The sequence below is a fragment of the Myroides sp. LJL119 genome (assembly GCF_054871605.1).
The window spans coordinates 165,933-190,995 of sequence record NZ_JBTXLO010000001.1 but is presented as its reverse complement, the minus strand read 5'-3'; the positions used below and the strand labels follow the sequence as shown (position 1 = coordinate 190,995).

Here is a 25,063-nt window from a genome sequence, read left to right as displayed (position 1 = left end):
TCGTATTTTTACATAAACATATCTAATTAAAGAATATAAAGATGAGCATCTTAGAAATGAAAGTTCCTTCGCCAGGTGAATCGATTACAGAAGTTGAAATCGCTACTTGGTTAGTTAAAGATGGAGATTACGTTGAAAAAGACCAAGCGATAGCTGAGGTAGATTCAGATAAGGCTACTTTAGAGTTACCTGCTGAGGTAAGTGGAATCATCACTTTAAAAGCTGAAGAAGGTGACGCAGTTGCTGTTGGTCAAGTAGTGTGTCTAATTGACACTAGTGCAGCTAAACCAGAAGGTGGAGCAACAACTCAGGCTCAACCTGCACAAGAAGCTCCAAAGGCTGAAGCTCCAAAGGCTGAGCCTGTTGCAGCTGCTGCAACTTATGCAACAGGTAGTGCATCTCCTGCTGCTAAGAAAATCCTAGAAGAGAAAAATATCAATCCTGCTGCAGTTAGTGGAACAGGAAAAGATGGAAGAATAACAAAAGAAGACGCTTTAAACGCTAAAGCTTCTATGGGAACTCCAACAGGTGGTCCAAGAAATGAAGAGCGTAAAAAGATGTCAATGTTACGTCGTAAAGTTGCTGAACGTTTAGTAGAGGCAAAGAATACGACAGCTATGTTAACTACATTTAATGAGGTTAACCTATCAAATGTAAATAAATTAAGAAGTGAGTATAAAGACGCGTTCAAAGCTAAACATGGCGTTGGATTAGGTTTTATGTCTTTCTTTACTAAGGCCGTAACGCGTGCTTTGGAATTATATCCAGATGTTAACTCAATGATTGACGGACAAGATCAAATCAAATTTGATTTTGCTGATATTTCAATTGCAGTTTCAGGACCTAAAGGATTAATGGTACCAGTTGTTAGAAATGCTGAATTGCTGTCTTTCCGTGGTATTGAAAGCGAAATTAAGCGTCTGGCTATCAGAGCCCGTGATGGACAAATTACGGTAGATGAGATGACAGGAGGTACTTTTACAATCACAAATGGTGGTGTCTTTGGATCTATGTTATCTACTCCAATTATTAATCCTCCACAATCAGCAATTTTAGGAATGCATAATATTATTGAGCGTCCAATTGCAATTGATGGAAATGTAGTAATTGCTCCAATGATGTATTTAGCTTTATCATATGACCACAGAATTATTGATGGTCGTGAGTCAGTTGGTTTCTTAGTAGCTATAAAAGAAGCTTTAGAGAATCCTGCTGAATTATTATGTGATAACAACCCTAAGAAAGCTTTCGAGTTATAGTATAAACTATTATATAGAATTAATTCTTATCAAAAAAATCGGTACTACCCCTGTAGTACCGTTTTTTTTTTATTGTATTAACCCAAATTTTTTCGTGTGGATTTTTACCAATAATTTTAATAACAACAAAGCTAAAGGCATGTTAATCCATGTTTTTCTATGTTTTAAAAAAAGTGGTTTTACTTCACTTTAAATAAAAAATTTGTAGTTATCAATTTTTTAAAATACTCAAAATTTAATCTAACTCTTAAGTAGGGTAGGCTTGTTACTTATTTAGGTCTGAGGTTTAATAAAAGACAAGTATCTGCAAACAAAATGTTGACAATGCTGTTAATAGGTCTGTTTTTTAAGGTAATATCAAGAGTTATTTCTTAATTTTAGAAGTATATTTGTTTGCAAGAAATTTTAAGCACCTTAAAAAAATATGAGTTCTTTATATTATATTGATCGTACAGATATTAAGCTTACAGATGTCATGTTAAATGATAACATTAAAGTACAGTTAGAGCAGTTTTTAAAAGAATACAAGTATAAAGAAGTACTTTTGAATTACAATCTACCTGTGAGTAATAAGCTACTTTTATATGGACAAACGGGTTGTGGAAAAACGATGACTGCCAAGGCTATAGCTACTACATTGAATAAAAAACTTATAATAGTTAATTTATCAAGTATTGTTTCTTCTCGATTAGGTGAAACATCCAAAAATATAGAAAGTTTATTTAAGGAGATTCAATATGAAAGTGCTATCTTATTTTTTGACGAATTTGATTCTTTAGGACAAATAAGGGATTACGATAATAAGGATAATAGTGAGATGAAACGTGTTGTTAATGCTATTTTGCAATTAATTGATAATCTTCCAACTAAAAGTATTTTAATGGCTGCAACCAATCAAATTCACATGATTGATCCTGCTTTGGTACGACGATTTGAATTGCTTTTAGAATATACAGTACCGGGAAAACAAGCCTTAGATCAATATTATGATAGCATGCTTGGTAGATTTCCTAAGGAGTTTACAAATATAGAACGTATATATGATATTTCGTATGCACAAGCCAAGACTCATATAGAGAGGAAATTGAAAAATAATATTATTGCCAATCAGATTGCCATGGAAAAGCAATCTACTAATAGTTAAGTAAAATAGTATGATGAAGTGGGAAAAATTACTGTCATTAAAAAAATACGGTGATACTTTTTTTAGAAATAGATTAGACGAGAGTCAGACAAGAATTGGATTTGAGGTAGATTATGATCGAATTATTTTTTCTTCGGCATTTCGTAGTCTACAGGATAAAACCCAAGTAATTCCCTTGAGTAAAACCGACTTTGTACATACGCGTTTAACTCATAGCTTAGAGGTTTCTGTGGTAGGAAGATCTCTAGGGCGTAATGTAGGGGAGAAAATAATCAATAAATACCCAAATTTAGCTCAAGAGTATGGTTATACCCTTAATGATTTTGGAGCTATAGTAGCTGCGGCTTCTTTGGCACATGATATTGGTAACCCACCATTTGGACATTCGGGAGAAAAAGCTATTGGTGATTTCTTTTTAACTGGTAAAGGGAAAAAATACCAGAGTTTAGTTAATGAAAAACAATGGGAAGATCTTGTGAATTTTGAGGGTAATGCTAATGGATTTGCTGTTTTGACTAAAAGTAGACCTGGTGTAGAAGGAGGTCTTCGTATTTCTTATGCAACTCTGGGAGCTTTTATGAAATATCCAAAAGAATGTTTGCCTATTAAGTTTACTTCTGGTATTTCGGACAAGAAGTTTGGATTTTTTCAAGCAGATAAGGATGCCTTTATAGATGTAGTAACAGAGTTGGGAATGTTAATGAAAAACGATAGGACCGATATTGCTTTTTATAGACATCCACTATCTTATTTAGTGGAGGCTGCCGATGATATTTGTTACACAATTATAGATTTTGAAGATGGCATTAACTTGGGTTGGATTCCAGAGGAGCATGCTTTGGAATTTTTAATTAAGATTGTTCAAAACAATATTAATTCTCAAACTTACTCAAAACTAACCAGTAAAGAGGATAGAGTTAGTTATCTACGTGCTTTGGCTATTGGGAGCTTAATTCAAGATGTAACTCGTGTTTTTATAGAGAATGAACAAAGTATTTTAAAAGGTGAATTTGATTTTGCTTTAACCGATAAATGCGCCTATATAGCCCAAATGAAGGATATCTTAGCCGTTAGTATAGCTAATGTTTACCAAAGCAAGGATGTGATTGAAAAGGAAATAGTTGGTTACCGTGTTATTCACACTTTATTGGAGGCTTTTTTAAATGCGACTCATAATAAATTTTATCAGGAGGAAACACACTATGATAGGTTAGTTTTACAGTTATTACCCGAGCGTTATACGGTGGTGAATTGTGAGACACCCTATGAGATGATTATGAATATATGTTATTTTGTATCTATGTTAACCGATGGAAAAGCCTTAGAGCTTTATCATGCTTTAAAGAAATAAAAAAAAAGGTATTAGCAAGCACTAATACCTTTTTTGTCTTCGCGATTCTTGGAAATTATTATTTAGCCTTTTCAGCTGAGATCCATCTATGAGCGTATGCATTCATATCTGTTTCCCATACTAAGTTTGCCTGTGGAGCTTTTATGGCTTTTGCTTGTTCTAAAGTAGTTCCAATTACATCTCCTTTGCTAGCTGAAATTGATGTGCTTGCATCTTTAGTGGCTATAGCTATGTCTGCTGTTGAGAAATCATCTGCTATATTTTTCACATAAATTGTTAAGTACTGGTTCTCACGACCTTGGTAGTAACCTGTTGCTTTTGTAATTAGGTATATTATTTGGCCAGTAGCTTTGTCTTGTTCTACTAATTCTAAAGAAAGTACAGCTGCAGGGCTTAAAGCACCTTCTCCTTTCATGTCAGCTGCGAATATAAAAGCTTGGTTATTACTTGTAAAATCAAATTGATATTGTGCTATTCCGTTAACCACTTGACTTACGTATAGTCCTGTTAATTGTTCTGTTTCACCTTGTTTTTTCTGATCATAAGTTGTGAATTTAGCATCGATAGTTTCTTTGCTTGCAAATTCGGATTCAGCTTGCTCTTTAGCTTGTGCTTCTGTGAATGTTTTTCTTGCGATATCCACACTTTGATCGGTAATGTTTTGTAGTTGAATTACATAATAAGAATTTGCAACCTGTGCATCTATACCTTTTAAAAGTATTTTATTGGTATTGGTGTTATAGGCCAATACTTCCATGGAATAACTATCGTTGAAATTTACTGATGTATTTGTGAAATTATAAAAATAAGTGTGCCCTTGAGCTGAAAACTCATATTTACCATTTACAGGAAGTGTAATCTGTGAAGGACCATCATGTTTACTAAGCATAATCCATCCAAATATTTCTTTAGCATGATCCACTGCAATGGAGCTTCCAGGTTCAGGATATTTTGTTTGGATTGCTTGGGCTAAATTATCAAAATTATAAGTGGAATCCATGTTGAAATTAAAAGACTCCGATGTTTGTTCACTGATAAAAAATGCTTTATATAGGTTTTCGTCCTTTTGTTTGGTAACTATCTTTTTTACTTTGTTAGTCGTGTTTTGATATACCCCAATGATTTCATATACCTGATTGTCTTGTCCACTTCCAGCCATATCTGACATGTTTACTGTAATTGTTGTGGGGGCAAAGTCAAAAGGAATTCCATTACCTGCGTGGAAGAAATCATAGGTTCCCTGAAAATCTAGTTTTTCTCCAAGTTCAATCTGATCATCCTGATCTACTCGGATAACAGAATTATCATCACTAGAACAAGCTACCTGAAATAGAACAACAAGCATAAGGCTTGCTAATGTTTTTAATTTTTTCATTATACTTAAATTTGATTATGTTTATTTAGACCAAAAATAAATAAAGATTAATTCATAACAAAACTTATTGTTAAATTTTTTTTCAACGCTGTAGGGTTTTTTATAAAGTAGGTAGCTAAGGGGAAATAGATACATGAAAAATAGCAATAAAAAAAGGCATTTATTATTCAATAAATGCCTTTTCTTATTTTGTCATTTGTCTGTAAAGACAAATAGGGAATTCTTAAGCTTCGAATGGTAAAATAGAAACGTAAGACTTGTTGTCTTTTTTCTTTTGGAATTTAACAACTCCGTCAACTTTTGCATGTAAAGTATGATCTTTTCCCATGTAAACGTTTTCACCAGGATTGTGCTTAGAACCTCTTTGTCTTACGATGATGTTACCAGCGATAGCTGCTTGTCCACCGTAAATCTTAACGCCTAAACGTTTCGATTCTGATTCTCTACCGTTCTTAGAACTACCTACACCTTTTTTGTGTGCCATGACGTTTTAAATTTAGATTGTTAATACTCAGCTTTCGCTGTTTTTGTTATTTTTTAACTCTATTATTTATTGATTCCTTCAATAATAATTTGAGTTAAGGCTTGTCTGTGACCGTTTTTCTTTTTGTAACCTTTTCTTCTTTTCTTTTTGAAAACAATTACTTTGTCACCTTTAAGGTGTTGTAAAACTTTAGCTTCTACAGAAGCACCTTCTATAGCTGGGGCGCCTAAAGTAACGTTATCATTTTCTTCAATTAAAAGAACTTTGTCAAAAGTAACTTTTGTTCCTTCTTCAGAAGCTAAACGATGAACATAAACCTTTTGGTCTTTGCTAACTTTGAATTGTTGCCCTGCTATCTCTACGATTGCGTACATAACAATATAATTAAATGTTTAATAAGGGTGCAAATATAAACTTATTTTTTTATATACAAAAGAATATTAGTGTGTAAAAAAAGAAATAGTTGCTACTAATGTTTTGTTAATGAGTAGGTTGAAAAATTATGTTGTCTTTTGTTGATTTAAGGATTGGTAATTTTTCTCTTATTGATTAGTAGTGTATTTATTGGAAATAGTTTTTAGCTAAACTCTTATTGCTTGTTTTATTATATAAATTAGGTGAATATTTCAGAAAAACATGTAAAAAAAATTAATTATATGTAACATAAGCTTATAATTAGCGTCTAATATTTATTAACTAAGTAAAATCTATTATTGAATGAAAAAAATGTATTTTGTTGTAAGCAGCCTCTTATTGACTATAAGTGGTTTTGCACAAAAGGTGGAGTTCCAGCAATACACCTTAGATAACGGTTTACATGTAATTTTACATGAAGATAAAACAGCTCCAGTTGTTGTGACCTCGGTAATGTATCATGTGGGTGCTAAAGACGAAAACCCGGAAAGAACTGGTTTTGCACACTTTTTTGAACATTTATTATTTGAAGGAACTAAGAATATTCCTAGAGGTGATTGGTTTAAGATAGTAACTTCTAATGGGGGGCATAACAATGCTAATACCTCCGATGATAGAACATATTATTATGAGGTATTTCCTTCTAATAATCTTGAATTGGCTCTATGGATGGAGAGTGAGCGTTTAATGCATCCGATTATAAATCAAATTGGGGTAGATACTCAAAATGAGGTTGTAAAAGAAGAAAAGCGTTTGCGTATGGATAATCAACCCTATGGGCAAATTTTCACTGAGGTAAAAAAGAACTTGTTTACTAATCACCCTTATCGTTGGGCTCCAATTGGTTCCATGGAGCATTTAGATGCTGCGACATTAGAAGAATTTCTAGCTTTTAATGAAAAATTCTATTCTCCGAATAATGCTGTGCTTGTAGTGGCAGGAGACTTTGATCCATCTCAGGCGAAAAAGTGGATTAATCAATATTTTGGAAGTATCCCTAAAGGGGAGCAAATCAGCAGAGAGGTAATTGTTGAACAACCTATTGTACAACAAATAAATGCAGAGTATCAAGATCCCAATATTCAACTTCCTATGGTTGTGGAGGCTTATCGTACGCCTTCTATGAAGCAAAGAGATGCTAGAGTATTGGATATGATTTCTGTGATTTTATCGCAAGGAAAAAGTTCCAGACTCTATAAAAAACTGGTAGATAATAAGAAAATGGCCTTGGAGGTTGCTTCCTTTAACTTAAGTCAAGAAGATTATGGAATGTATTTTATCTATGGTATTCCTATGCAGGGCTTCACAGCCGAGCAATTGGTTGCTGAGATTGATAGCGAGATAGAAGATCTACAAACCAATTTGATTTCTGAACGTGATTTTCAAAAATTACAAAATGTGATTGAAAATAGGTACGTTAATCAAAATGCTACTTTAGAAGGATTGGCAGAGAATTTAGCATCTTTTTATCTTCTATATGGAGATGTGGATTTAATTAATTCCGAAATTGATATTTTTAGAAGCATTACACCTGAGGAAATTCGTGAGGTAGCTAAGAAGTATTTAAATAAAAACCAACGTTTAATCCTAGATTACGTTCCGGCAAAACAAGCGAATAACTAATTTTTGAAAATTTACAGATGAAGAAAATATATATTTATGTGGTTGCTGCTTTTCTAGCAGTAGCACAAGGCAATATGATGGGGCAAGATCGCAAGCAACCAGTAGCAGGACCTGCTCCAGAGGTACATATTACTAAACCTACCACATTTAAGTTGAAAAATGGTCTTAAAGTAATGTTAGTGCCTAATGCAAAACTACCAAGGGTATCCTATAGTTTAACTATCGATAATCCTGTTGTTTTAGAAGCAGATAAAACTGGTGTATCTAGTATTTTATCTGGAATGTTGGGAGGGAACACTGTAAAGCTAGACAAAGAGCAATTTAATGAGCAAATTGACTTTTTAGGAGTTCGTATGTCTTTTAGTTCTTCAGGCGCTTCAGCCTCGGGTCTTTCAAAGTACAACAAGGAGATTGTTAATTTGTTAAAGCAAGGAGCTTTAGATCCGGTGTTTACACAAGAAGAATTTGATAAAGCAAAAGCACAAGATATCGAGGGTATTAAGACTATGGATAAAAGTGTAACTGCTATTGAAAGAAGAGTAGAAAATGCTCTTTTATATGGTAAAAACACTCCTGTTGGTGAGTTTTCTACACAAGAAACTCTTGCAAATGTTGAATTAAATGATGTGAAAGATTTTTATAAGAAATATTTTATCCCACAAAATGCATATTTAGTAGTTGTTGGTGATATTGATCTTAAAGCCACAGAGAAATTAATTCGTGAGAATTTTGAATCATGGGGAAAACAAGATACAAAATTTTCTGAGTACAATTTTGCAAATAATGTTGCAAAAACACAAATTGACTTTGTTGATATGTCCAATGCCGTACAAAGTGAGATAGCTTTGGTGAATCAGGTGGAATTAAAAATGAAAGATAAAGACTACTTTGCCGCTTTGTTAGCCAATCAAGTATTAGGTGGTGGTGGAGAAGGCCGATTATTTTTAAATCTTAGAGAAGCTCATGGATGGACTTATGGTGCGTATTCTTCAATATCTACGGCTCGTAACTATCCTGGTAAGTTCAGAGCTGCTGCTTCGGTAAGGAATGTGGTTACCGATAGTGCTATTACCGAGTTTATCAAGGAAATTGATTTAATGAGAAACACTTTGGTAAGCAAGGAAGAGTTGGATATGGCTAAGGCTAAATTTATAGGTAATTTTGTTATGGAAATTCAAAAGCCTGCTACAATTGCTAGATACGCTTTGTTTAGTGCTTTATATGATCTTCCTGCAGATTTTTATGAGAATTATATCAAAAACATTCAGAGCGTAACAGCTCAAGATATCCAAAAAGCAGCTCAAAAGTATTTTCTTAGTGAAAATTTACGAATTGTTGTTGTTGGAAAAGCTAGTGATGTTCTACAGGGGTTAGAAACATTGGGTTTACCTATTAATTATTATAATACCCAAGCAGATCCAACTTCAAAGCCTGATACGGATTTATCTGCACCAAGTGGAGTGAGTCTTGAAGGGGTTTTAAATAATTATTTGAAAGCCATAGGTGGAAAACAAAACCTAGAGAATGTGAAAAGCATTTATACTCAAGCGGTTGCTTCGGTGCAAGGTATGGATATAGAGTTTACCTCTAAGATAATGCCTGGTTATAGCCTATTGACCCAAAGTTTAGGTGGAAATGTACTCTCTAAAATTGTAGTTACTCCTGATAAAGGGTATATGGTTAATCAAGGAGCACAGGTTCCCCTAGATGCTGATCAATTAGCACAAGCACAAAAAGATGCCTATCCTTTTATAGAGCTTAAGTGGTTAACAAATCCGCAAGTAACTCTTGGTCAGGTAAAACAAATACAAGGTAAAAACTGTGTGGGGATAATCGATGGAAAAACTACCCATTATTATGATCTAGAAACAGGGTTAAAATTAAGTATCGAGACTTTAAATGATATAAACCCTGGTTTAAATACTGTGGTACAATTAAGCAACTATAAGTCAGTGGATGGTATATTAGTACCTTTTACTCAAATAATGTCTATGGGAATTGATATTGAGATAGAAACACAAAATGTTCAGATTAATGAAAATGTTTCAGAACAAGACTTTAATTAATTGAACAACAATCTGTTAAAATTACAAAAAAGCAGCTAATTTTCTTTAGTTGCTTTTTTTATTTAGTATCTTTATACCCTAAAGTTTACACGATATGAGAATTTATAAATCTGTAGCTCTTGCTCTATTAGCGGTGGCTACATTTGCAAGTTGCAAGCAAGATAAAGAGCAAATTACAAACCAAAATCAGGTAGAAAATACTTCTGAACAACAATCCAATGAGGTAGCTGATTTACAAAAGGCAACTTTTCAGGTACAAGGAATGACATGTGCTATGGGATGTGCTAAGTTTATAGAAAATAAATTAACGGACTTACCTGGAGTGCAAAATGCAGTAGTTGATTTTGATACAAAAACGGCCACTGTGGTATTTGATCAGGGTCAGCAAAATTCAGAATCAATTACCAATACAGTTCAAAAGATTGCTAATGGTATTTATACAGTAGAGCAGATGCAAGTAGAGCAAACATCGCTTTAAAAATAAATTAATAAAAAGACAAAGGCTAGTAGAATCACTACTAGCCTTTGTCTTTTTATTACTGAACTGTTTTGGATTCAAATAACCTATCTATATATTAAAAAAGAATCTATAATAGCTGAGTTAAAGTATCTTTTTACAGTACTTATTCTTGTTCCCATTGTAGGGTTTCTAAGATTTGTTTCATATCATTTTCTAAATATTCTTTAGCCGGTAGTATGGAATCGAAGTTTGGTGTTGTGTAGAAGTAAAGCGAGGCCACTAGGAAGTTTTTTCTCTGGTCTGTGGCATAAAACTGAACGTTTGTAGCAGCATCTCCTTTTACATTATACAACATAGCGGTAACTTTATTTGTTGGATTCACAAACGGCTGTTCAATTATTTCATCTGCCTTTATAAAATGTTCATACGTTAGTTTTTGTGCATCGCTTAACAATAAGTTTAAATTATTTTCGATCGGCTTGTAGTTCAAGAAAATTGTGGCTTTCATTTGTGGGTAATGAATTTCTATTGAATTATTTGCCGTTGTTTTTATGTTTGACAACGTGTTTTTATTAAAACTGTATTTTGCGTTTGTATCTGTGTATGTCTGATATTGCGCATCTGGATATTCAAGAGCTAAATAAGCTTGAGGCTTTGGTAAGGTATCCTTTTTACATCCCACGACAAGTAGGATCATCGCTATACAGGTAAAATAACTAGTCAGAGTGTTTTTGTACATGAATCTATTTATGTTTAAAAAGGAAGTGTATCATTATTGTCTATAGAAGGAACTTGAAAGTTGTCTATTTCTTGTTGTTTTTCTTGTTGCGAAATTTCTTGAGCGCTGGGCTTTTGTTTGTTAACTTGTAGAAATTTGCAGTCAGTAGCTATCACCTCATAGATCATTTGTTGTGTTCCATCTGCACTTATCCATTGTGTGGTCTTGACTTTACCTTCAATATAAACTTTGTCTCCAGTGGATAAATACTTCTCACAGGCTTGAGCTTGTTTATTTTTGATTATTATATTGTGCCATTGGGTGGTTGTTACCCTTTGATTTGTTTTTTTATCTATATACGATTCATTTGTTGCTAATGGAAATCTAGCAATGCAATTCCCATCTTCAAAGTAGTGTATCTTTACTTGATCACCCAAATGACCAATGAGCATTATTTTATTGAGATTACCATTCATGGTTAAGTAATTTAAATAGGGTTATAATTTGCTAATAAAGTTATGAATAACTATAGGAAATCCAAAATTAGGTAAATCTTCCCATCTAACGGCATTATTTAATAATTCGTTGGTATACACGCGCCAAAAATTAATATATAATCGTTGATGCGATAGAATATGACGTATAGCCTGGGGAGTTAGTAACTCAATTTTTGTTGTTGTAATATAAGGGAAATCTTGTTTTAGGAAATCTTGTATGTCTATTTTTGTTTTATTATCGTGTTCAATAACAGGGAATTGATACAGTTTTTTCCAAATATCTTTGTTTATTCTCTGTTCTATATGTGTTTGATTTTCGGGATCTATAAAAATTATGAAATCTAAATAGCGATTTGTTACTTTAGTTTTCGATAGCTTAACCGGTAGATTATTGACTTGGTTTGTTTGTAAAGCTATACATTTCTCAAAAAAACAACACTGTGTACATAAGGGTTGTTTTGGGGTACAATGAATAGCTCCGAAATCCATAATAGCTTGATTAAAAGTAGCCGGATGATTTGCCGGTATAAGACTTTGAGCAAGTTCTTGAAACTCTTTTTTTCCTTGACTACTTGATATATCTGTAGTTATACCGTAAATTCGCGATAAGACTCGAAATACATTACCATCTAAAACGGCCACTTGTTCATTAAAGGCAATCGAGGCAATAGCTGCTGCGGTGTAGGGACCAATTCCCGGAAGTGTTAAGAGTTCTTTGTAGGTATTGGGAAATTCTCCTTTATATTTATTAGCTATTATTTTTGCAGTAGCGTGTAGATTTCTAGCTCGACTGTAGTAACCAAGTCCTTGCCAAAGTCGCATTACTTGGTCCTCGGATGCGTCTGCTAGTTGAAAAACACTTGGGAACGTGTTCAAAAAAGCCAAATAATAGGGGGTTCCTTGTACAACTTTAGTCTGTTGTAGAATTATTTCTGAGAGCCAAATAGCATATGGATCCCTAGTTTTTCGCCATGGTAAAGGGCGTTTATTTTGTAAATACCAAGTAATGAGTTTATTAGAAAAAGACATATAAAAAAGTATAGATTGCAAACATAAAACTTTATATAATTAAATTTTAATCGATTAAGGTTGAATTATTGGATTATAAATTAATATATTTGCACACTCTAAAAATTCGACAACAACAAAATAATTTATATCTAAAAATGACGAAAGCAGACATTGTAGCAAAAATTTCGGAGAAATTAGGGCTTGAGAAAGGTGACGTACAGGCAACAGTTGAATCTTTTATGGATGAAGTAAAAGCCTCATTAGAGACTGGAGAAAATGTTTATTTAAGAGGTTTTGGAAGTTTTATCATCAAGACTAGAGCTGAAAAAACAGGAAGAAATATTTCTAAGAATACGACAATTAGAATTCCAGCTCATAATATCCCAGCTTTCAAACCTGCTAAGGTGTTTGTAGAAGGCGTTAAGTCAAACACAGAAGTAAAAGTAAAATAATTTATTAATCTCTAAATTACACACATTATGCCAAGTGGTAAAAAAAGAAAAAGACATAAGGTAGCGACTCACAAACGTAAAAAAAGAGCGAGAGCTAACCGTCACAAAAAGAAAAAGTAGTTTAAAACTACTTTTTTCTTTTAGAAGGAAACAAAAAGACTTATCTTACGGGATAGGTCTTTCAGGTTATATACCTATTTTAATGAATGTTTAATCCATCTATACAAACTCGTTTTTCATTTAGTAATATATTGATAATGAATGAGTATGGATAAAAATGTACAGTGTGAATAAAGAGCTAATTATTAGGTCGAATTCTGAAACAGTAGATTTTGCCTTATTAAAAGATGGAAAACTAATTGAGCTTCATAAGGAGCGTGAGGAAGGGGAGGATACTGGCTTTCAGGTAGGCGATATTTTTATTGCTAAAGTACGTAAACCAGTAGCCGGTTTAAATGCAGCTTTTGTGCATGTAGGATTTGAGAAAGATGCATTTTTGCATTATCATGATCTGGGTCCTAACCTTAAAACCTTATTGAAATTCAGTAAACTTGTAAGCGGAGGTAAATTAAAAGATTTTTCCTTAAAAAATTTCGCTTTTGAAGAAGAAATAGATAAAGATGGAGTGGTAACTGATGTTTTAAGTGCTAATCAATCTTTATTGGTTCAAATAGTAAAAGAACCTATTTCTACAAAAGGTCCTAGAATTAGTTCAGAACTTTCCATTGCGGGGAGATACGTAGTTTTAGTACCATTCTCAAATAGAGTATCTATTTCGCAAAAAATAGAGTCAAAAGAGGAAAAGGAACGTCTTAAAAAGTTAGTGCAATCTATCAAGCCAAAAGGCTTTGGTGTAATTGTACGTACCGTTGCAGAAGGGATGAAAGTTAGCGATATCGAAAGAGATTTAGATAACTTAATGTCCAAATGGAACGCAATGTGTAAGAAATTAGCAACAGCTCATCATCCTTCTAAAGTTTTGGGAGAGGTAAATAAAGCTTCCTCAATTCTAAGGGATGTTTTTAACGATACGTTCACTGGTATTGTTACTGATGATGAAGATTTGTTCTATCAAACGAAGGACTATTTGCAAGAGATTGCTCCTTCAAAGGTTTCCATAGTTAAACACTATCAATCCAAGGAAGTACCTATTTTCGAAAAGTATAATATAGAGCGTCAAATAAAGACCTCTTTCGGAAAGACGGTTTCTATGAGCAAAGGAGCTTATTTAATTATAGAGCATACCGAGGCACTTCATGTAATAGATGTTAACAGTGGAAACAGATCCAACAAAGCTCAATCCCAAGAAGATACTGCCTTGGAAGTGAATTTAATTGCTGCAGCTGAAATAGCAAGGCAACTTCGTTTACGTGACATGGGGGGTATTATAGTAGTGGATTTTATTGATATGGGTAATCCAGAGAATAGAAAAGCATTATATGATTTCTTGAAAGAAGAAATGAGCGATGATAAAGCAAAACACAAAATCTTGCCACCTAGTAAATTTGGATTAATCCAAATTACAAGGCAAAGGGTTCGTCCTGAGGTTAACATTGAAACAAGAGAAGAAGATCCGAACGAACACGGAGAAATTGAAGCTCCTATTCTTGTGGTTGACAAAATAAAGGCTGACCTTGAAAGTATTATTACAAAAGATAAAACCGTTAGGATTATCTTAAATACGCATCCGTTCGTAGCTGCGTATTTAAAACAAGGAATTCCCTCGATTCGTCATAAATGGTTGATGGAATTTCGAAAGTGGATAAAAATTGTACCTCGTGACGCTTACACGTACCTAGAATACCATTTCTTGGATGAGAAAGGAAATGAAATTTCAGATTAAAAAAAGAACCGCTAATCAATGATTAGTGGTTTTTTTTTAATTAATCGATACTTACTTGAATTGTTTTGCTTTGTCCGTTTTGATTAACTACCCTTAACCAGTATTCTCCAGTGGTGGCTAAGATGCTTTTGTCATGTTTAAAGATGGTTTTTCCTAGATATTGTTGATCTAAATACCAATAGAGTGTATCTTTTGAATTGGTGGTGGCTACTTTTGCTACAAAGGGTTGTGTTTTGGAATTAAAACCTTTAGCTAAGTGAATTTTGTCTTGATGCTTTGGGTAGATAAAAGATAATGTGTTTTGGGTATTTGTTGCAATACAATCACTTCGAAATTCAGGTAAGATTTTATACTGACTATTTTGTTGCTGGTAATAATACGCCATAGTAGGAGGTAAAACAAACCAACTGGTGGTATGAATTTGATCTGTGTCCACACAACTTGAATTGACTTGATATTTACCTTGCCAATCTAAGTGTACTAGGTGATGAAAGGAACATATAGGTGCCTTCTTTTTTCTGTTAGCAATTAATTGAGTAGTTGTCGGACAGAGCTCTGTGGCTATGTAGCCACTGATTTGGCAAACCTTTTCGCTGTACATATCCTGCAATGGCGCTTCAAACCAGTTTGTCTTTGGTAAAAGTTTAAAAATATCAAATAGAATTGGTCCTGCCATTCTCACCCCACTAATACTTGGACGTCCTTCTCCAGAGGAATTTCCTACCCATACCCCAACAACATAATCTGGATTTAAGCCTACAGCCCATGCATCTCTTGCCCCGAAGCTTGTTCCTGTTTTCCAGGCAATTTTAACAGAAGAGTCATAATATTGCCAGGCCTGATCATCTTCGGGTCTTGTTACTTGGGTTAAAGCCATAAAGGTATTGTAAATAGCCGCAGCTCCCATAAAGTTAGGTTCTTTTTGAGATTTTGGTTCCACAATGGTATCTGTTGCTTGTAGATTTAAATCTCTTTTAATAAAATCGGGATAAAGACCATTGTTTTGATTATAGTAATTTAATGTATAGGCAAGATTGCTATAGGCTCTTGTTATTTCCCATAGACTTGATTCTGCACCACCTAAAATTAAAGATAATCCATAATGATTAGGATGCTTATTAATAGATTGAAAATCAAGTTTTTTAAGTTGATCATAAAATCGGTTTATGCCATAGTCTTGTAACATTAAAACAAAGGGAATATTCAAAGATCGGGATAGAGCTTGATCTAGGCTAACAGCTCCATTGTATATATGGGAATGGTTCTGTGGTTTGTATCCAGAGATTACAACTGGGATGTCTTTAACAAGGCTCTTGGGTAATAACTGAGAATCATCTAACATGCTTGCTGCCAAAAAAGGTTTTAATATACTACCAGTGCTTCTTTTGGATAAGATATTGTCGACATCTTTTTGGAATTCTTGTGTTGTTGGAGTATTTCCAATATAACTTATAACTTGGTTTGTTTTTACATTAATAACTATGGCAGAAATATTATGGATATTACTTTGCATGTAATTCTTATAATAACTTTCAATGATTTGATTTATTCTTTTTTGTAATGAATAATCAATGGTGGTAGTAATGGTTGCTTGTGGATTTTTCTTAGCTAAATGCTCTAATAAATGAGGTGCTATTTGAGGAATATTATGAGCCTTGTCCACTAAAGGCTCTTTCAATGCTAATTGATAAGTAAGGGAATCTATTACCCTTTTTTTATATAGTTTTAATAGTAATTTGTTTCTTTTTACAAGTAAAATATCTTGATTCTTCCCTGGATAGATTAAACTAGGGGCATTGGGTAATACGGCTAAAGTTGCAGCTTGTGACCAAGATAAATCCTCTGGATCTAAGCCATAATATCTCCATGCTGCCATAGGTAATCCAACTACATTACCTCCAAAGGGTGCATGGGAGGCATATAATGCTAAAATTTCATTTTTGCTATATGTTAATTCAAGGCGCATGGCTTGAAGTGTTTCTAGTATTTTTTGGGAATAAGTCCTTTTACTATTCCCCCAATGTAAACGTATAGTTTGTTGTGTAATGGTGCTGGCGCCAGCCACTACTTTTTTAGCTTTTAGATTTGCTTTTATGGCCTTTAATATAGAAATTGGATTGATTCCCCAATGGATATAAAAATATTGATCTTCATAGGCTAAAATAGCCTTGGAGAATTTTGAAGGTACCTCATGCATCGGGGTGAATCTCCACTGTCCATCTTGTGCTATTTTGGCTCCTAAAAGCTGTTGGTTTTCACTTAATATTACACTTGAATAAGGAGAATCAAATAATTTATTGGGTAGAGATAAAGCAAATAAAATAATTACGACTGCCAAAAGTAATAGCAAGAGATTCCTTAAATTAAGATATTTTAGATAGAGTGACGTTTTCATAGTTTATAAACCCAGAACTTATAGAAATTCTGGGTTTGCTTTATAGATTTTTACTCTTGTTTTACTACATTAACCCATTGACCATTTGTACGGGCACGGAAATTTCCATCATACATGGCATTGGAATAGATACCAGGTAGGTAGTAATGCCCCAGATAAGATGCACTTAATTCCACGGTAAATACCTTGGTACTCTTAGCACCTAAATTAAAGTAGAACTGGGTTCTATCATCTTTGATATCCGTGTAATTAACCAAATTGTCTTGTGGTGTTTGATCTTGGGTAAAACGTAAATTGACAATTTCCCAACCCGAGGGGATTACCTGGGTTAATGCAAGATTTTCCACTGGAATTAGCGAGGTGTTTGTAATGGAAATATATGCTGTAAATTGAGTGGTTTGTGCAATGTTTGTTGGGTCAATAATTTGTCCCGCTTGGTTTTTAAACACACAGTTTATTTGTAAGTTTTCACTATAGGAAAGTTCCTTACCCACAGGTAAAATACCTGATTTAGCTAAATTGATATACACAACACCCTGGGAGTTGTTTTTTATGCTTAAAGTATTTTCCTGTTGTAAAGAAACAAGGTCTATATCTTCTATTTTTTGGTTTGATTTTAGCTTTTTGTTTTGTCCGTTTAAGTTATAATCTATCGAAATTTCCTTGTTGTTAGGTTGTTGTTTTAAAAAGTGACTTATACTAGCAAGTCCCTGAGCTGTTGTTTGTGTGCTCATCCAAGTATTACTAGCTAATTGATGAGCTAGTTCTTTGGCTAATTGTGCTGTTTGTAGGCTATTTGGTTGAATTAATAAGTAAGAATCTAGTGCCATGGCAAGATTTCTAGTTGCAGAACCATACGTATAGTTGTTGGAAACATCGTCTTTTTCTAACTCTACATTATTTAATAAACTTAATGCTACATCGTTTTGTGAGATTAGACTATAAGCTGCAGCTAATCGAATACGAGAATTGTTTGTTATTCTTGGGGTTTCACGTAGTCGGTTCATAGCCGCTAGATCTGGCTCAGAGGCTAAAGCTAGAGTATATAATCGATAGGCTTGATTAAAGTCGTTACCAATTTTTGGATCAAAGCTCCATTGTCTACTTTGACTTTTTTGATATTCTATCCATTTTTGCTTACTTCCAATAGGCAGAACATAACCTTGTTTTTCTGCTTCTAAGAAAAAATGGCCTATGTAGGTTGTGGTCCAATCATCTGCAGAGCTTGAGTTTGGCCAGTAGCGAAATCCGCCATTGCTGATCTGTCTTTGACCTAACTGATTTAATGCTGCTTTGACATTTGTTTGGATACTTTGTTTTTGCGACTCATTTAAATTTACAATGGCATTTAAAAAAAGTTGAGGAAATCCTGCTGAGGTTATTTGTTCACTACATCCATGTGGATAATGAATTAAGTAATTTAATCTTGAATTTAAGTTTATAGAAGGGAAATTCGATATAGTTAAATTAGCATGATTGGTGTTTTTTATGCCCAACAACTCCCAAGTTAGTTCTTGTGATTCCATGGGTTGAAGTACAATGCCATGATTGGTTGTACTAATAGGGTTAGGATTTAAAACATCTAATTCTATATTATAATTTGCTTGGTGTTTTTGTGATTTGGCTTGGATTTCAATTTTAGATATCCCAATTATATCTTGAACTTTTAATTCAAAATATACAATCTTCTCACCTTGTATCGGACCGGTGATGGTTTTGGTGTTTTCTCCTACGACTTTAAACTTATGGTCTGTTTTTAACTCAACACTTACTTGTTTTAGAGTTGGGTCTTGACTAAATATAGTTACTGGCAAGGTGATTGTTTCCCCGGTTACAGCTCTACGAGGTAGACTTCCCAATATCATTAAAGGGCTTTTAACCGGAACTGTTTTCTCTATACTTCCGTATGCTCTTTCTGATGTATTTGCCGCAACAACCATCGCTTTTACAGAGCCAATATATTTTGGTAATTTTATCGTGTGATTACCCGTTTTACCTGCTTGTAAGGTAAATGGACCTAAGAATACCACCACGGGATCAAATCGATTTGCATTTTTAACCTGGCCTACTGCAAGATCTTCATCTCCCCCGATACTAAAAATCTGATTAATTGTTCCTCCATATGCTCCTATTACTTGATCATAAATATCCCAAGTACGAACCCCAAGAGCTGCTTTACTATAAAATTTGTCCCATGGATTTGGGGTTTTGAAATTTGTCAAATCAAGTAAGCCCTCCTCCACAATGGCAATTGTATAGCTCATTTTTTGATTGTTTTTTTCTTTTACCTCCAGGGTGAACTCTTGCTCAGGCTTTAATTGCTCGGGCATTTTAATTATAGGTTCTAGTTTTGTTTTGGCATCATAGACTGAAATAGGTACAATGCCATATAGGCGTATAGGTGAGTTATTTATTGTAGAGCCATGTGGTTGAATTAAAGTTACATTAATATATATATTAGGTGCCATTTTTGAGGTTACAGGAAATTCAAAATTAGTCTCCGAATCTGTTGTTGACACCCAAAAGGTTTGCAAAACTCCGATACCATCCTCAATGGATATTAAGGCTCTACCTCCTGAACTAGAAGGAAAAGATAATTTTACAATTTCATCTGTAGTGTATTGTTTTTTATCCGTTGCTATATTTAAAATCGTAGCCTGTTTATTATCGGATTGATCATTTTTAGCCGACCAATATGGATAATCGACATAAAAGGATTTAGAACTTATATGGCCACTATTTACATCTAATGCAACTAGTTCATAATTTCCCCAGTCTTGTTCAGCGAAATTTACAGTATAAGAGGCCAAGCCATTTTTGTTGGCTTTAACCAAACGATTCTCAATTAAAGTATGATTTGACGAATTACTATAACTTGATATTCCTATTTCATTTTGATTCCACCACCAATATCCAGTTTTTCGATATAAAAACACTTCAATATCTCCGGAGATTCCAATGCCTGATTGATCAACTAACGCAAGAGAAAAATCTAAATTGCTATTAGTTGGGTAATAACCATATTTATTTGGTTGTGGGATTTTTATTCCAACGTAGGAATCAAAGGGGGATACCTGTATAGAGGATACATTTATAGACATGTCTCCCGCATTTTCGAATACTTTAGTGGTAAGTATTGCTTTTAGCATTCCAGCATTTTTTGGAGCTAAATCCGTTTTAATTTCAAAACTAAAATCTCCGTTGGAATTGGTTTTTCCATTGAAAATGTTTTGTTGCATATTGGCTGGAGTTTCCAGACTATTGTTGAAATCATACTTGTCAAAATTTTTAAATTTTGTTATTTGATTCAGATATTTAATATCCACTGTAGCTTGTAAATTTGCCGCAATGCTTCCCTGCAACCATTGAACAGAATAATTCACAGGTTGTTTTGTATTTGACAATAATAAGTGGTTCTCTTGATGATTTGTTATTTTTAATCTATTGGGTTTAATAGTCTCTACTTTAATTGTTTTATTAAATTTAATCCCCCCAACATTAATAGTGGCCTGATAGTTACCTGTTGGTGCTTCAGGGTATGTTTTTAATGTAAAAGCATATTGATCTGCGTTATTTTTCTTTTGGGTTGACTCCTGGACAACTTTGCCAAAGGGATCTGTAAGGGTAACTGTTATTGGGTGGTTATTAGGAAGAGGATTGGCCAAATCATCTAAAATAAATCCTAGATGTATACTATCCCCAGGTCTATAAACTCCACGCTCGGTATAAGTATAACCTTGAATTCCTTGTTCCAGGGTGGTTCCATCTACATCAAAATTACTCACCGATAATGCCGTGGCATTATCAATTTTAGTATAGGTGGTAGATTGATTATTTCTAGCAATGATAAAATATGGAGTGTTTTTGTCTAAATTGATAGTTAAAAGTCCATAACTATCGGTTTTAGCACTAGCGAGTAATTGTTGTTGATAATCATAAAATTCAATAGTTGCTGCACCAACTACCGAGCCAGTAATCAAATCATTGGTAACAACTGTAAATATATTATTGTTTGCCCTTTTTACAATAACTCCAAGGTCACTAGCTAGAATATTGGTAGAAGGGAAATCATAGTAGTAATAGTAACTAGGGTCACATGGATTGTCTTTTTGATTCCAATCATAATAGGTATAATCATAATAATCATAGTAATCTTGATCATCGTATTTAATATAGTAATCTTTACTTTTTGTTTTGTTAGGTACTTGTTCAGCTTTGGAATCGCTACATGGATACAAGGAATATTCTTGTTTAAAGGAAAATTCCACATGATAAATAGCCCCTGGTTGTGGTGTAATAACAGTTGATAGATCTAAGGCGTAGGAATTCCATTTTAATAACCCTTGCTTGGATGAATTTTCAAGAACCATTGTTGTCTGGGCAATGGGTTTGGCTACTTTAGTTAGATTATAACTTGTTTGATAATTGTTGTCTTGTAAAAATTGTAGGACATTGTTGGGATATATTCTATAGACTTTTACATCTACAGCTTTTAAAGTAGTGGCCTGAAAATTTAATTTTAAATTTGTTGAACTCGGTAAAATAGTTCCACTTTTAATTAATCTTACCTCTGGCTTTTGTAATTCAAACTGTACCGAATCGGTGTAAGTTGTATGTAATTTTTGGCCATTCACGCTTTCTATTCCTGGATGTAGAGTAACTAAGATGTCTTGGGTAAAAGGCACCTGAGTATAGAGTTTAACAGTGTTTCCCGAGGTGGTAAAAATTAGATTATCAAGGGCCGGATCTAAGGTAATAAGGCCTTGTAAATCCTGATTTTTAGTAATTGGATCGCTGAAATTTATTTGTATATTTTGATTGTCATCTGCAATTTTTCTAATATCAATTACTTGAAACATATCTATTTGTGGTATGTTGACTTCTTTAGAAAAAGTTTGTTTTGATCCAGCAGTAGTATTGTCAATTCGTATCTCTAGTGTACTTGGGGTATCAAGTCGTTGGATATCTGAAATAATGACATTAAATTCCTTAGATAAGGTTTGTTGGTTTTGGGTTATCTGAACTTCAAGTTTGGTCTTGCCTTGCATGGCTGTTACCATTTTAAGTAAATCGGATTTACTTATTAGATCACTTGTGAAAATTTTAGCGTTCAAATTATAGGTATTACTTGCAATGGATTGCAGACTCTGTATATCTAATGTTATACTTTGTGGCATGGTGGTGGCTACAAAGTTGAAGGTCGAATTTTTTAACTCGGATTTATCGATGTATTTATCCAAGTTTAGACTCATATAATAAGTTTGATTTTGCTTAAGAGCGTGTTTAGGTATAAATCGTATTACACCAGATTCTGTATAGATTAGTTCTCCAGGTACATTAGGAACTATCTTCCACATTTTATTGGGTAGAGTCTGATTTGCTTGCCAATTACCAAGATTGGAACTCAGGGCAATATCAATATTTGCGTGTGCCGATATAATTCCCGAGGTAAATGAAACAATATATTCTTTGAAATCCTGTGGGTTGGATACTTGAAAATCTTTAGGCTTTGATTTATCACACCCGGTTAATAAGTAAATAAGGGTGAAAATGGTAATACATAGTTTAAAAAACCTCATAGCAATATCTTTTTGTTATTACCCTTTGTAGGGTCTGTTTTGGACGTATTATATCTAATAATAAGTAGTTTTCTAGCTAAGATATTGCTTTTTAGTGGGATTTTATAAAATATTATTTTCGTTTATTTTGAAAAAAATCTTGCATTAGTTCACCACATTGCTGTTCTAAAACACCAAATGTGATTTCTGTCTTAGGATGTAATTGTCCACCCATGGCTCTGTAACCTCTTTTTGGATCTGAGGCTCCACATACTATTTTAGAGATTTGGCTCCAGTATAAAGCCCCCGCGCACATTTGACAAGGTTCTAGGGTAACGTATAAGGTGCAGTTTTTTAGATACTTAGCTCCTAGGTGATTAGCTGCTGCGCTGATGGCTTGCATCTCGGCATGTGCAGTAACATCTATTAATAATTCTGTTAAGTTGTGACTCTTGGCAATAATTTGGTTGTTGGCAACAATAACTGCGCCTACAGGAATTTCCCCATTATCAAAAGCTTGTTTAGCCTGGGTTAAAGCAATGTTCATAAAGTACTGATCGGCTAATATGTTCATAATATAGGATTGGTTAAATTAAAAGCCAAAAGTAAAAACAAAATCGTAATTTTGTTTTTATTTGTTATAACTATGTCTAAAACATTACTTAAAACTATTAATACCCCGGAAGACTTAAAGCAAATCCCAATTGCGGATTTACCTGTGGTGGCTAAGGAGTTAAGAGATTTTATTATCGATATCGTAGCTACAAAGCAAGGGCATTTAGGGGCCAGTTTAGGAGTAGTAGAGTTAACCATTGCATTGCATTATGTTTTTAATACTCCTGAAGACTTATTAATTTGGGATGTTGGGCATCAAGCCTACGGGCATAAACTTTTAACAGGACGAAAAGACCGTTTTAATACCAACCGCACCAAAGATGGAATTAGTGGTTTCCCAAAACCAAGTGAAAGTGTATACGATCCCTTTGGAGTAGGACACTCTTCTACAGCAATTTCAGCAACTTTAGGTATGGCCATTGCCTCGAAGTTAAACAAAGAGTTTGATAAAGATCATATAGCAGTAGTAGGGGATGCATCTATTGCCTCTGGCATGGCTTTTGAAGGCTTGAATCACGCCGGGGTTAGTCAAGCAAATATCTTGGTTATTTTAAACGATAATGCTATAGGCATTGATCCTAGTGTAGGAGCTTTAAAGCAATATTTAACAAATGTAAAGCTTGGGAAAAACCCCAAGGTAAATAATATGATTAAAAGTTTGAATTTTGATTATACCGGACCTATAGATGGCCATGATTTACCCAAGTTAATTGCCGAGTTAAAACGTTTAAAGAAAAAAAAGGGTGCGAGATTTTTACATATTATTACAACCAAGGGAAAAGGGTTGAAACAGGCCGAATTAGATCAAGTTAAGTATCATGCGCCGGGGAAGTTTGATAGTAAAACTGGTGAGATATTCCCCAAAACAGAGAGTGAGTTTCCTAGTAAATATCAAGATGTTTTTGGTCATACTTTAGTAGAGTTGGCTAAAGAAAATGAGAAAATTGTTGGAATTACTGCTGCAATGCCTACCGGAACTTCTTTAAAATATTTTATGCAGGCTTTCCCAGATAGGGGAATAGATGTGGGTATTGCCGAACAACATGCAGTTACCCTTGCAGCAGGTATGGCAACTCAGGGCTTAATTCCATTTGTAGCCATTTATTCTACTTTTCTACAAAGAGCCTATGATCAGGTCATACACGATGTGGCCTTACAAAATTTACCGGTAATTTTTTGCATGGATCGTGCCGGACTTGTAGGCGAGGATGGTCCGACTCACCATGGGGTTTTTGATATAGCGTATTTGAATTGTATTCCCAATATGACTATTGCTTGCCCTTTAAATGAACTGGAGCTAAGGAATTTGCTGTATTTTGCCCAAAGTGGAATACAATTCCCATTAGCTATTCGTTATCCAAGAGGAAAAGGTGTGATTGCAGAGTCGTGGGAAAAAGAATTTGAAAAAATTACTATTGGATGTGTTAAGGAGTTGCAAAAAGGAGATAGATTTGCAATCCTATCTACCGGAACAATAGGTAATAATATCATAGAGGCTTTTAAAGAGAGTAACAATACAGATTGGTCTCATTACCACTTTATGTTTGTTAAGCCATTAAATGAACAAGTCTTAGGTCAAATTTGTCAAGAGCATCAAAAAATTGTTACTTTCGAAGATGGGGTTATCAGTGGTGGTTTTGGAAGTGCGGTGGCAAGTTTTGTTGCCCAAAACTATCCAGATGTCCAAGTAGAAATAAAAGGGATACAGGATGAGTTTATAGAACATGCAACTGTTTTGCAACAACAAGAGCATTGTTTTATAGATACCCAAAGTATCGTATCAATAATTAATTAGTTA

The 25,063-nt window shown here is 34.0% G+C and carries 18 protein-coding genes; 9 read left to right on the top strand and 9 right to left on the bottom strand.

What is annotated here, in order from left to right; genetic code table 11:
- Nucleotides 1–41: 41 nt before the first annotated feature.
- From odhB to dgt, 3 genes are all read left to right on the top strand, one after another.
- The gene (odhB, locus tag ACYSNV_RS00840; protein WP_461760671.1) at nucleotides 42–1,259 is read left to right on the top strand and encodes a 2-oxoglutarate dehydrogenase complex dihydrolipoyllysine-residue succinyltransferase; all 1,218 of its coding nucleotides are present in this window, start codon (nucleotides 42–44) and stop codon (nucleotides 1,257–1,259) included.
- 424 nt (nucleotides 1,260–1,683) lie between these two features.
- On the top strand, nucleotides 1,684–2,403 hold the full coding sequence (locus ACYSNV_RS00835) for an AAA family ATPase (RefSeq protein WP_461760670.1): 720 nt from the start codon (nucleotides 1,684–1,686) through the stop codon (nucleotides 2,401–2,403).
- Between the two features lie 10 nt (nucleotides 2,404–2,413).
- Entirely contained in the window at nucleotides 2,414–3,754 is a 1,341-nt protein-coding gene (gene dgt, locus ACYSNV_RS00830) for a dGTP triphosphohydrolase (protein ID WP_461760669.1), read from the top strand.
- A gap of 58 nt (nucleotides 3,755–3,812) precedes the next feature.
- On the opposite strand, the gene ACYSNV_RS00825 is transcribed toward dgt, so the two are convergent.
- From ACYSNV_RS00825 to rplU, 3 genes are all read right to left on the bottom strand, one after another.
- Nucleotides 3,813–5,129, bottom strand: coding sequence for a hypothetical protein (locus tag ACYSNV_RS00825; RefSeq protein ID WP_461760668.1), 1,317 nt, complete (start codon nucleotides 5,127–5,129; stop codon nucleotides 3,813–3,815).
- Nucleotides 5,130–5,352: 223 nt separating this feature from the next.
- Nucleotides 5,353–5,613, bottom strand: a complete 261-nt coding sequence (rpmA, locus tag ACYSNV_RS00820) for a 50S ribosomal protein L27 (protein WP_317631911.1) — start codon at nucleotides 5,611–5,613, stop codon at nucleotides 5,353–5,355.
- A 62-nt stretch (nucleotides 5,614–5,675) separates the two neighbouring features.
- Nucleotides 5,676–5,987 (bottom strand): 50S ribosomal protein L21, encoded by a 312-nt coding sequence (gene rplU / locus ACYSNV_RS00815; RefSeq protein ID WP_461760667.1) that lies wholly within the window; start codon nucleotides 5,985–5,987, stop codon nucleotides 5,676–5,678.
- A gap of 343 nt (nucleotides 5,988–6,330) precedes the next feature.
- Here rplU and ACYSNV_RS00810 point away from each other — a divergent pair, with 343 nt between their 5' ends.
- The 3 genes from ACYSNV_RS00810 (at nucleotide 6,331) to ACYSNV_RS00800 (ending at nucleotide 10,194) form a co-directional block, all read left to right on the top strand.
- Entirely contained in the window at nucleotides 6,331–7,650 is a 1,320-nt protein-coding gene (locus ACYSNV_RS00810; RefSeq protein ID WP_461760666.1) for a M16 family metallopeptidase, read from the top strand.
- Nucleotides 7,651–7,667: 17 nt separating this feature from the next.
- On the top strand, nucleotides 7,668–9,716 hold the full coding sequence (locus tag ACYSNV_RS00805) for a M16 family metallopeptidase (RefSeq protein WP_461760665.1): 2,049 nt from the start codon (nucleotides 7,668–7,670) through the stop codon (nucleotides 9,714–9,716).
- 94 nt (nucleotides 9,717–9,810) lie between these two features.
- Complete coding sequence (locus tag ACYSNV_RS00800) at nucleotides 9,811–10,194, top strand: heavy-metal-associated domain-containing protein (protein WP_461760664.1); 384 nt, start codon at nucleotides 9,811–9,813, stop codon at nucleotides 10,192–10,194.
- Between the two features lie 145 nt (nucleotides 10,195–10,339).
- Here ACYSNV_RS00800 and gldD read toward each other — a convergent pair whose 3' ends face one another.
- From gldD to mutY, 3 genes are read right to left on the bottom strand one after another with little or no spacing between them, the layout of a single operon-like run.
- Complete coding sequence (gene gldD / locus ACYSNV_RS00795; protein WP_461760663.1) at nucleotides 10,340–10,915, bottom strand: gliding motility lipoprotein GldD; 576 nt, start codon at nucleotides 10,913–10,915, stop codon at nucleotides 10,340–10,342.
- A 14-nt stretch (nucleotides 10,916–10,929) separates the two neighbouring features.
- Nucleotides 10,930–11,370, bottom strand: a complete 441-nt coding sequence (locus ACYSNV_RS00790) for a single-stranded DNA-binding protein (protein WP_461760662.1) — start codon at nucleotides 11,368–11,370, stop codon at nucleotides 10,930–10,932.
- A 21-nt stretch (nucleotides 11,371–11,391) separates the two neighbouring features.
- A complete protein-coding gene (mutY, locus tag ACYSNV_RS00785) occupies nucleotides 11,392–12,420 on the bottom strand; it encodes an A/G-specific adenine glycosylase (RefSeq protein WP_461760661.1) in 1,029 nt (342 codons plus the stop codon).
- A 137-nt stretch (nucleotides 12,421–12,557) separates the two neighbouring features.
- Here mutY and ACYSNV_RS00780 point away from each other — a divergent pair, with 137 nt between their 5' ends.
- On the top strand, nucleotides 12,558–12,854 hold the full coding sequence (locus ACYSNV_RS00780) for an HU family DNA-binding protein (RefSeq protein WP_002989807.1): 297 nt from the start codon (nucleotides 12,558–12,560) through the stop codon (nucleotides 12,852–12,854).
- Nucleotides 12,855–13,140: 286 nt separating this feature from the next.
- Entirely contained in the window at nucleotides 13,141–14,697 is a 1,557-nt protein-coding gene (locus ACYSNV_RS00775; protein ID WP_461760660.1) for an Rne/Rng family ribonuclease, read from the top strand.
- Nucleotides 14,698–14,737: 40 nt separating this feature from the next.
- Here the strand turns inward: ACYSNV_RS00775 and pbpC are convergent, their stop codons facing one another.
- The 3 genes from pbpC to ACYSNV_RS00760 all read right to left on the bottom strand — a co-directional run bounded on the left by pbpC (nucleotide 14,738) and on the right by ACYSNV_RS00760 (nucleotide 23,224).
- Nucleotides 14,738–17,092 (bottom strand): penicillin-binding protein 1C, encoded by a 2,355-nt coding sequence (gene pbpC / locus ACYSNV_RS00770; protein ID WP_461760659.1) that lies wholly within the window; start codon nucleotides 17,090–17,092, stop codon nucleotides 14,738–14,740.
- Between the two features lie 50 nt (nucleotides 17,093–17,142).
- Entirely contained in the window at nucleotides 17,143–22,671 is a 5,529-nt protein-coding gene (locus ACYSNV_RS00765) for an alpha-2-macroglobulin family protein (RefSeq protein ID WP_461760658.1), read from the bottom strand.
- A 112-nt stretch (nucleotides 22,672–22,783) separates the two neighbouring features.
- Entirely contained in the window at nucleotides 22,784–23,224 is a 441-nt protein-coding gene (locus tag ACYSNV_RS00760) for a nucleoside deaminase (protein ID WP_461760657.1), read from the bottom strand.
- 72 nt (nucleotides 23,225–23,296) lie between these two features.
- Between ACYSNV_RS00760 and ACYSNV_RS00755 the strand changes: the two genes are divergently transcribed.
- Nucleotides 23,297–25,060: a 1-deoxy-D-xylulose-5-phosphate synthase gene (locus tag ACYSNV_RS00755; RefSeq protein WP_461760656.1), complete on the top strand. Its 1,764-nt coding sequence runs from the start codon at nucleotides 23,297–23,299 to the stop codon at nucleotides 25,058–25,060.
- Nucleotides 25,061–25,063 lie beyond the last annotated feature (3 nt).

Excerpts from the sequence above, each read along its gene's own strand:
- ACYSNV_RS00835 (WP_461760670.1), top strand. The coding sequence starts at position 1,684 with ATGAGTTCTTTATATTATATTGATCGTACAGATATTAAGCTTACAGAT.
- ACYSNV_RS00805 (WP_461760665.1), top strand. The coding sequence starts at position 7,668 with ATGAAGAAAATATATATTTATGTGGTTGCTGCTTTTCTAGCAGTAGCA.
- ACYSNV_RS00765 (WP_461760658.1), bottom strand. The coding sequence starts at position 22,671 with ATGAGGTTTTTTAAACTATGTATTACCATTTTCACCCTTATTTACTTA.
- mutY (WP_461760661.1), bottom strand. The coding sequence starts at position 12,420 with ATGTCTTTTTCTAATAAACTCATTACTTGGTATTTACAAAATAAACGC.
- rpmA (WP_317631911.1), bottom strand. The coding sequence starts at position 5,613 with ATGGCACACAAAAAAGGTGTAGGTAGTTCTAAGAACGGTAGAGAATCA.
- ACYSNV_RS00790 (WP_461760662.1), bottom strand. The coding sequence starts at position 11,370 with ATGAATGGTAATCTCAATAAAATAATGCTCATTGGTCATTTGGGTGAT.
- pbpC (WP_461760659.1), bottom strand. The coding sequence starts at position 17,092 with ATGAAAACGTCACTCTATCTAAAATATCTTAATTTAAGGAATCTCTTG.
- dgt (WP_461760669.1), top strand. The coding sequence starts at position 2,414 with ATGATGAAGTGGGAAAAATTACTGTCATTAAAAAAATACGGTGATACT.
- rplU (WP_461760667.1), bottom strand. The coding sequence starts at position 5,987 with ATGTACGCAATCGTAGAGATAGCAGGGCAACAATTCAAAGTTAGCAAA.
- ACYSNV_RS00810 (WP_461760666.1), top strand. The coding sequence starts at position 6,331 with ATGAAAAAAATGTATTTTGTTGTAAGCAGCCTCTTATTGACTATAAGT.
- ACYSNV_RS00755 (WP_461760656.1), top strand. The coding sequence starts at position 23,297 with ATGTCTAAAACATTACTTAAAACTATTAATACCCCGGAAGACTTAAAG.
- ACYSNV_RS00800 (WP_461760664.1), top strand. The coding sequence starts at position 9,811 with ATGAGAATTTATAAATCTGTAGCTCTTGCTCTATTAGCGGTGGCTACA.
- gldD (WP_461760663.1), bottom strand. The coding sequence starts at position 10,915 with ATGTACAAAAACACTCTGACTAGTTATTTTACCTGTATAGCGATGATC.
- ACYSNV_RS00760 (WP_461760657.1), bottom strand. The coding sequence starts at position 23,224 with ATGAACATATTAGCCGATCAGTACTTTATGAACATTGCTTTAACCCAG.
- odhB (WP_461760671.1), top strand. The coding sequence starts at position 42 with ATGAGCATCTTAGAAATGAAAGTTCCTTCGCCAGGTGAATCGATTACA.
- ACYSNV_RS00825 (WP_461760668.1), bottom strand. The coding sequence starts at position 5,129 with ATGAAAAAATTAAAAACATTAGCAAGCCTTATGCTTGTTGTTCTATTT.
- ACYSNV_RS00780 (WP_002989807.1), top strand. The coding sequence starts at position 12,558 with ATGACGAAAGCAGACATTGTAGCAAAAATTTCGGAGAAATTAGGGCTT.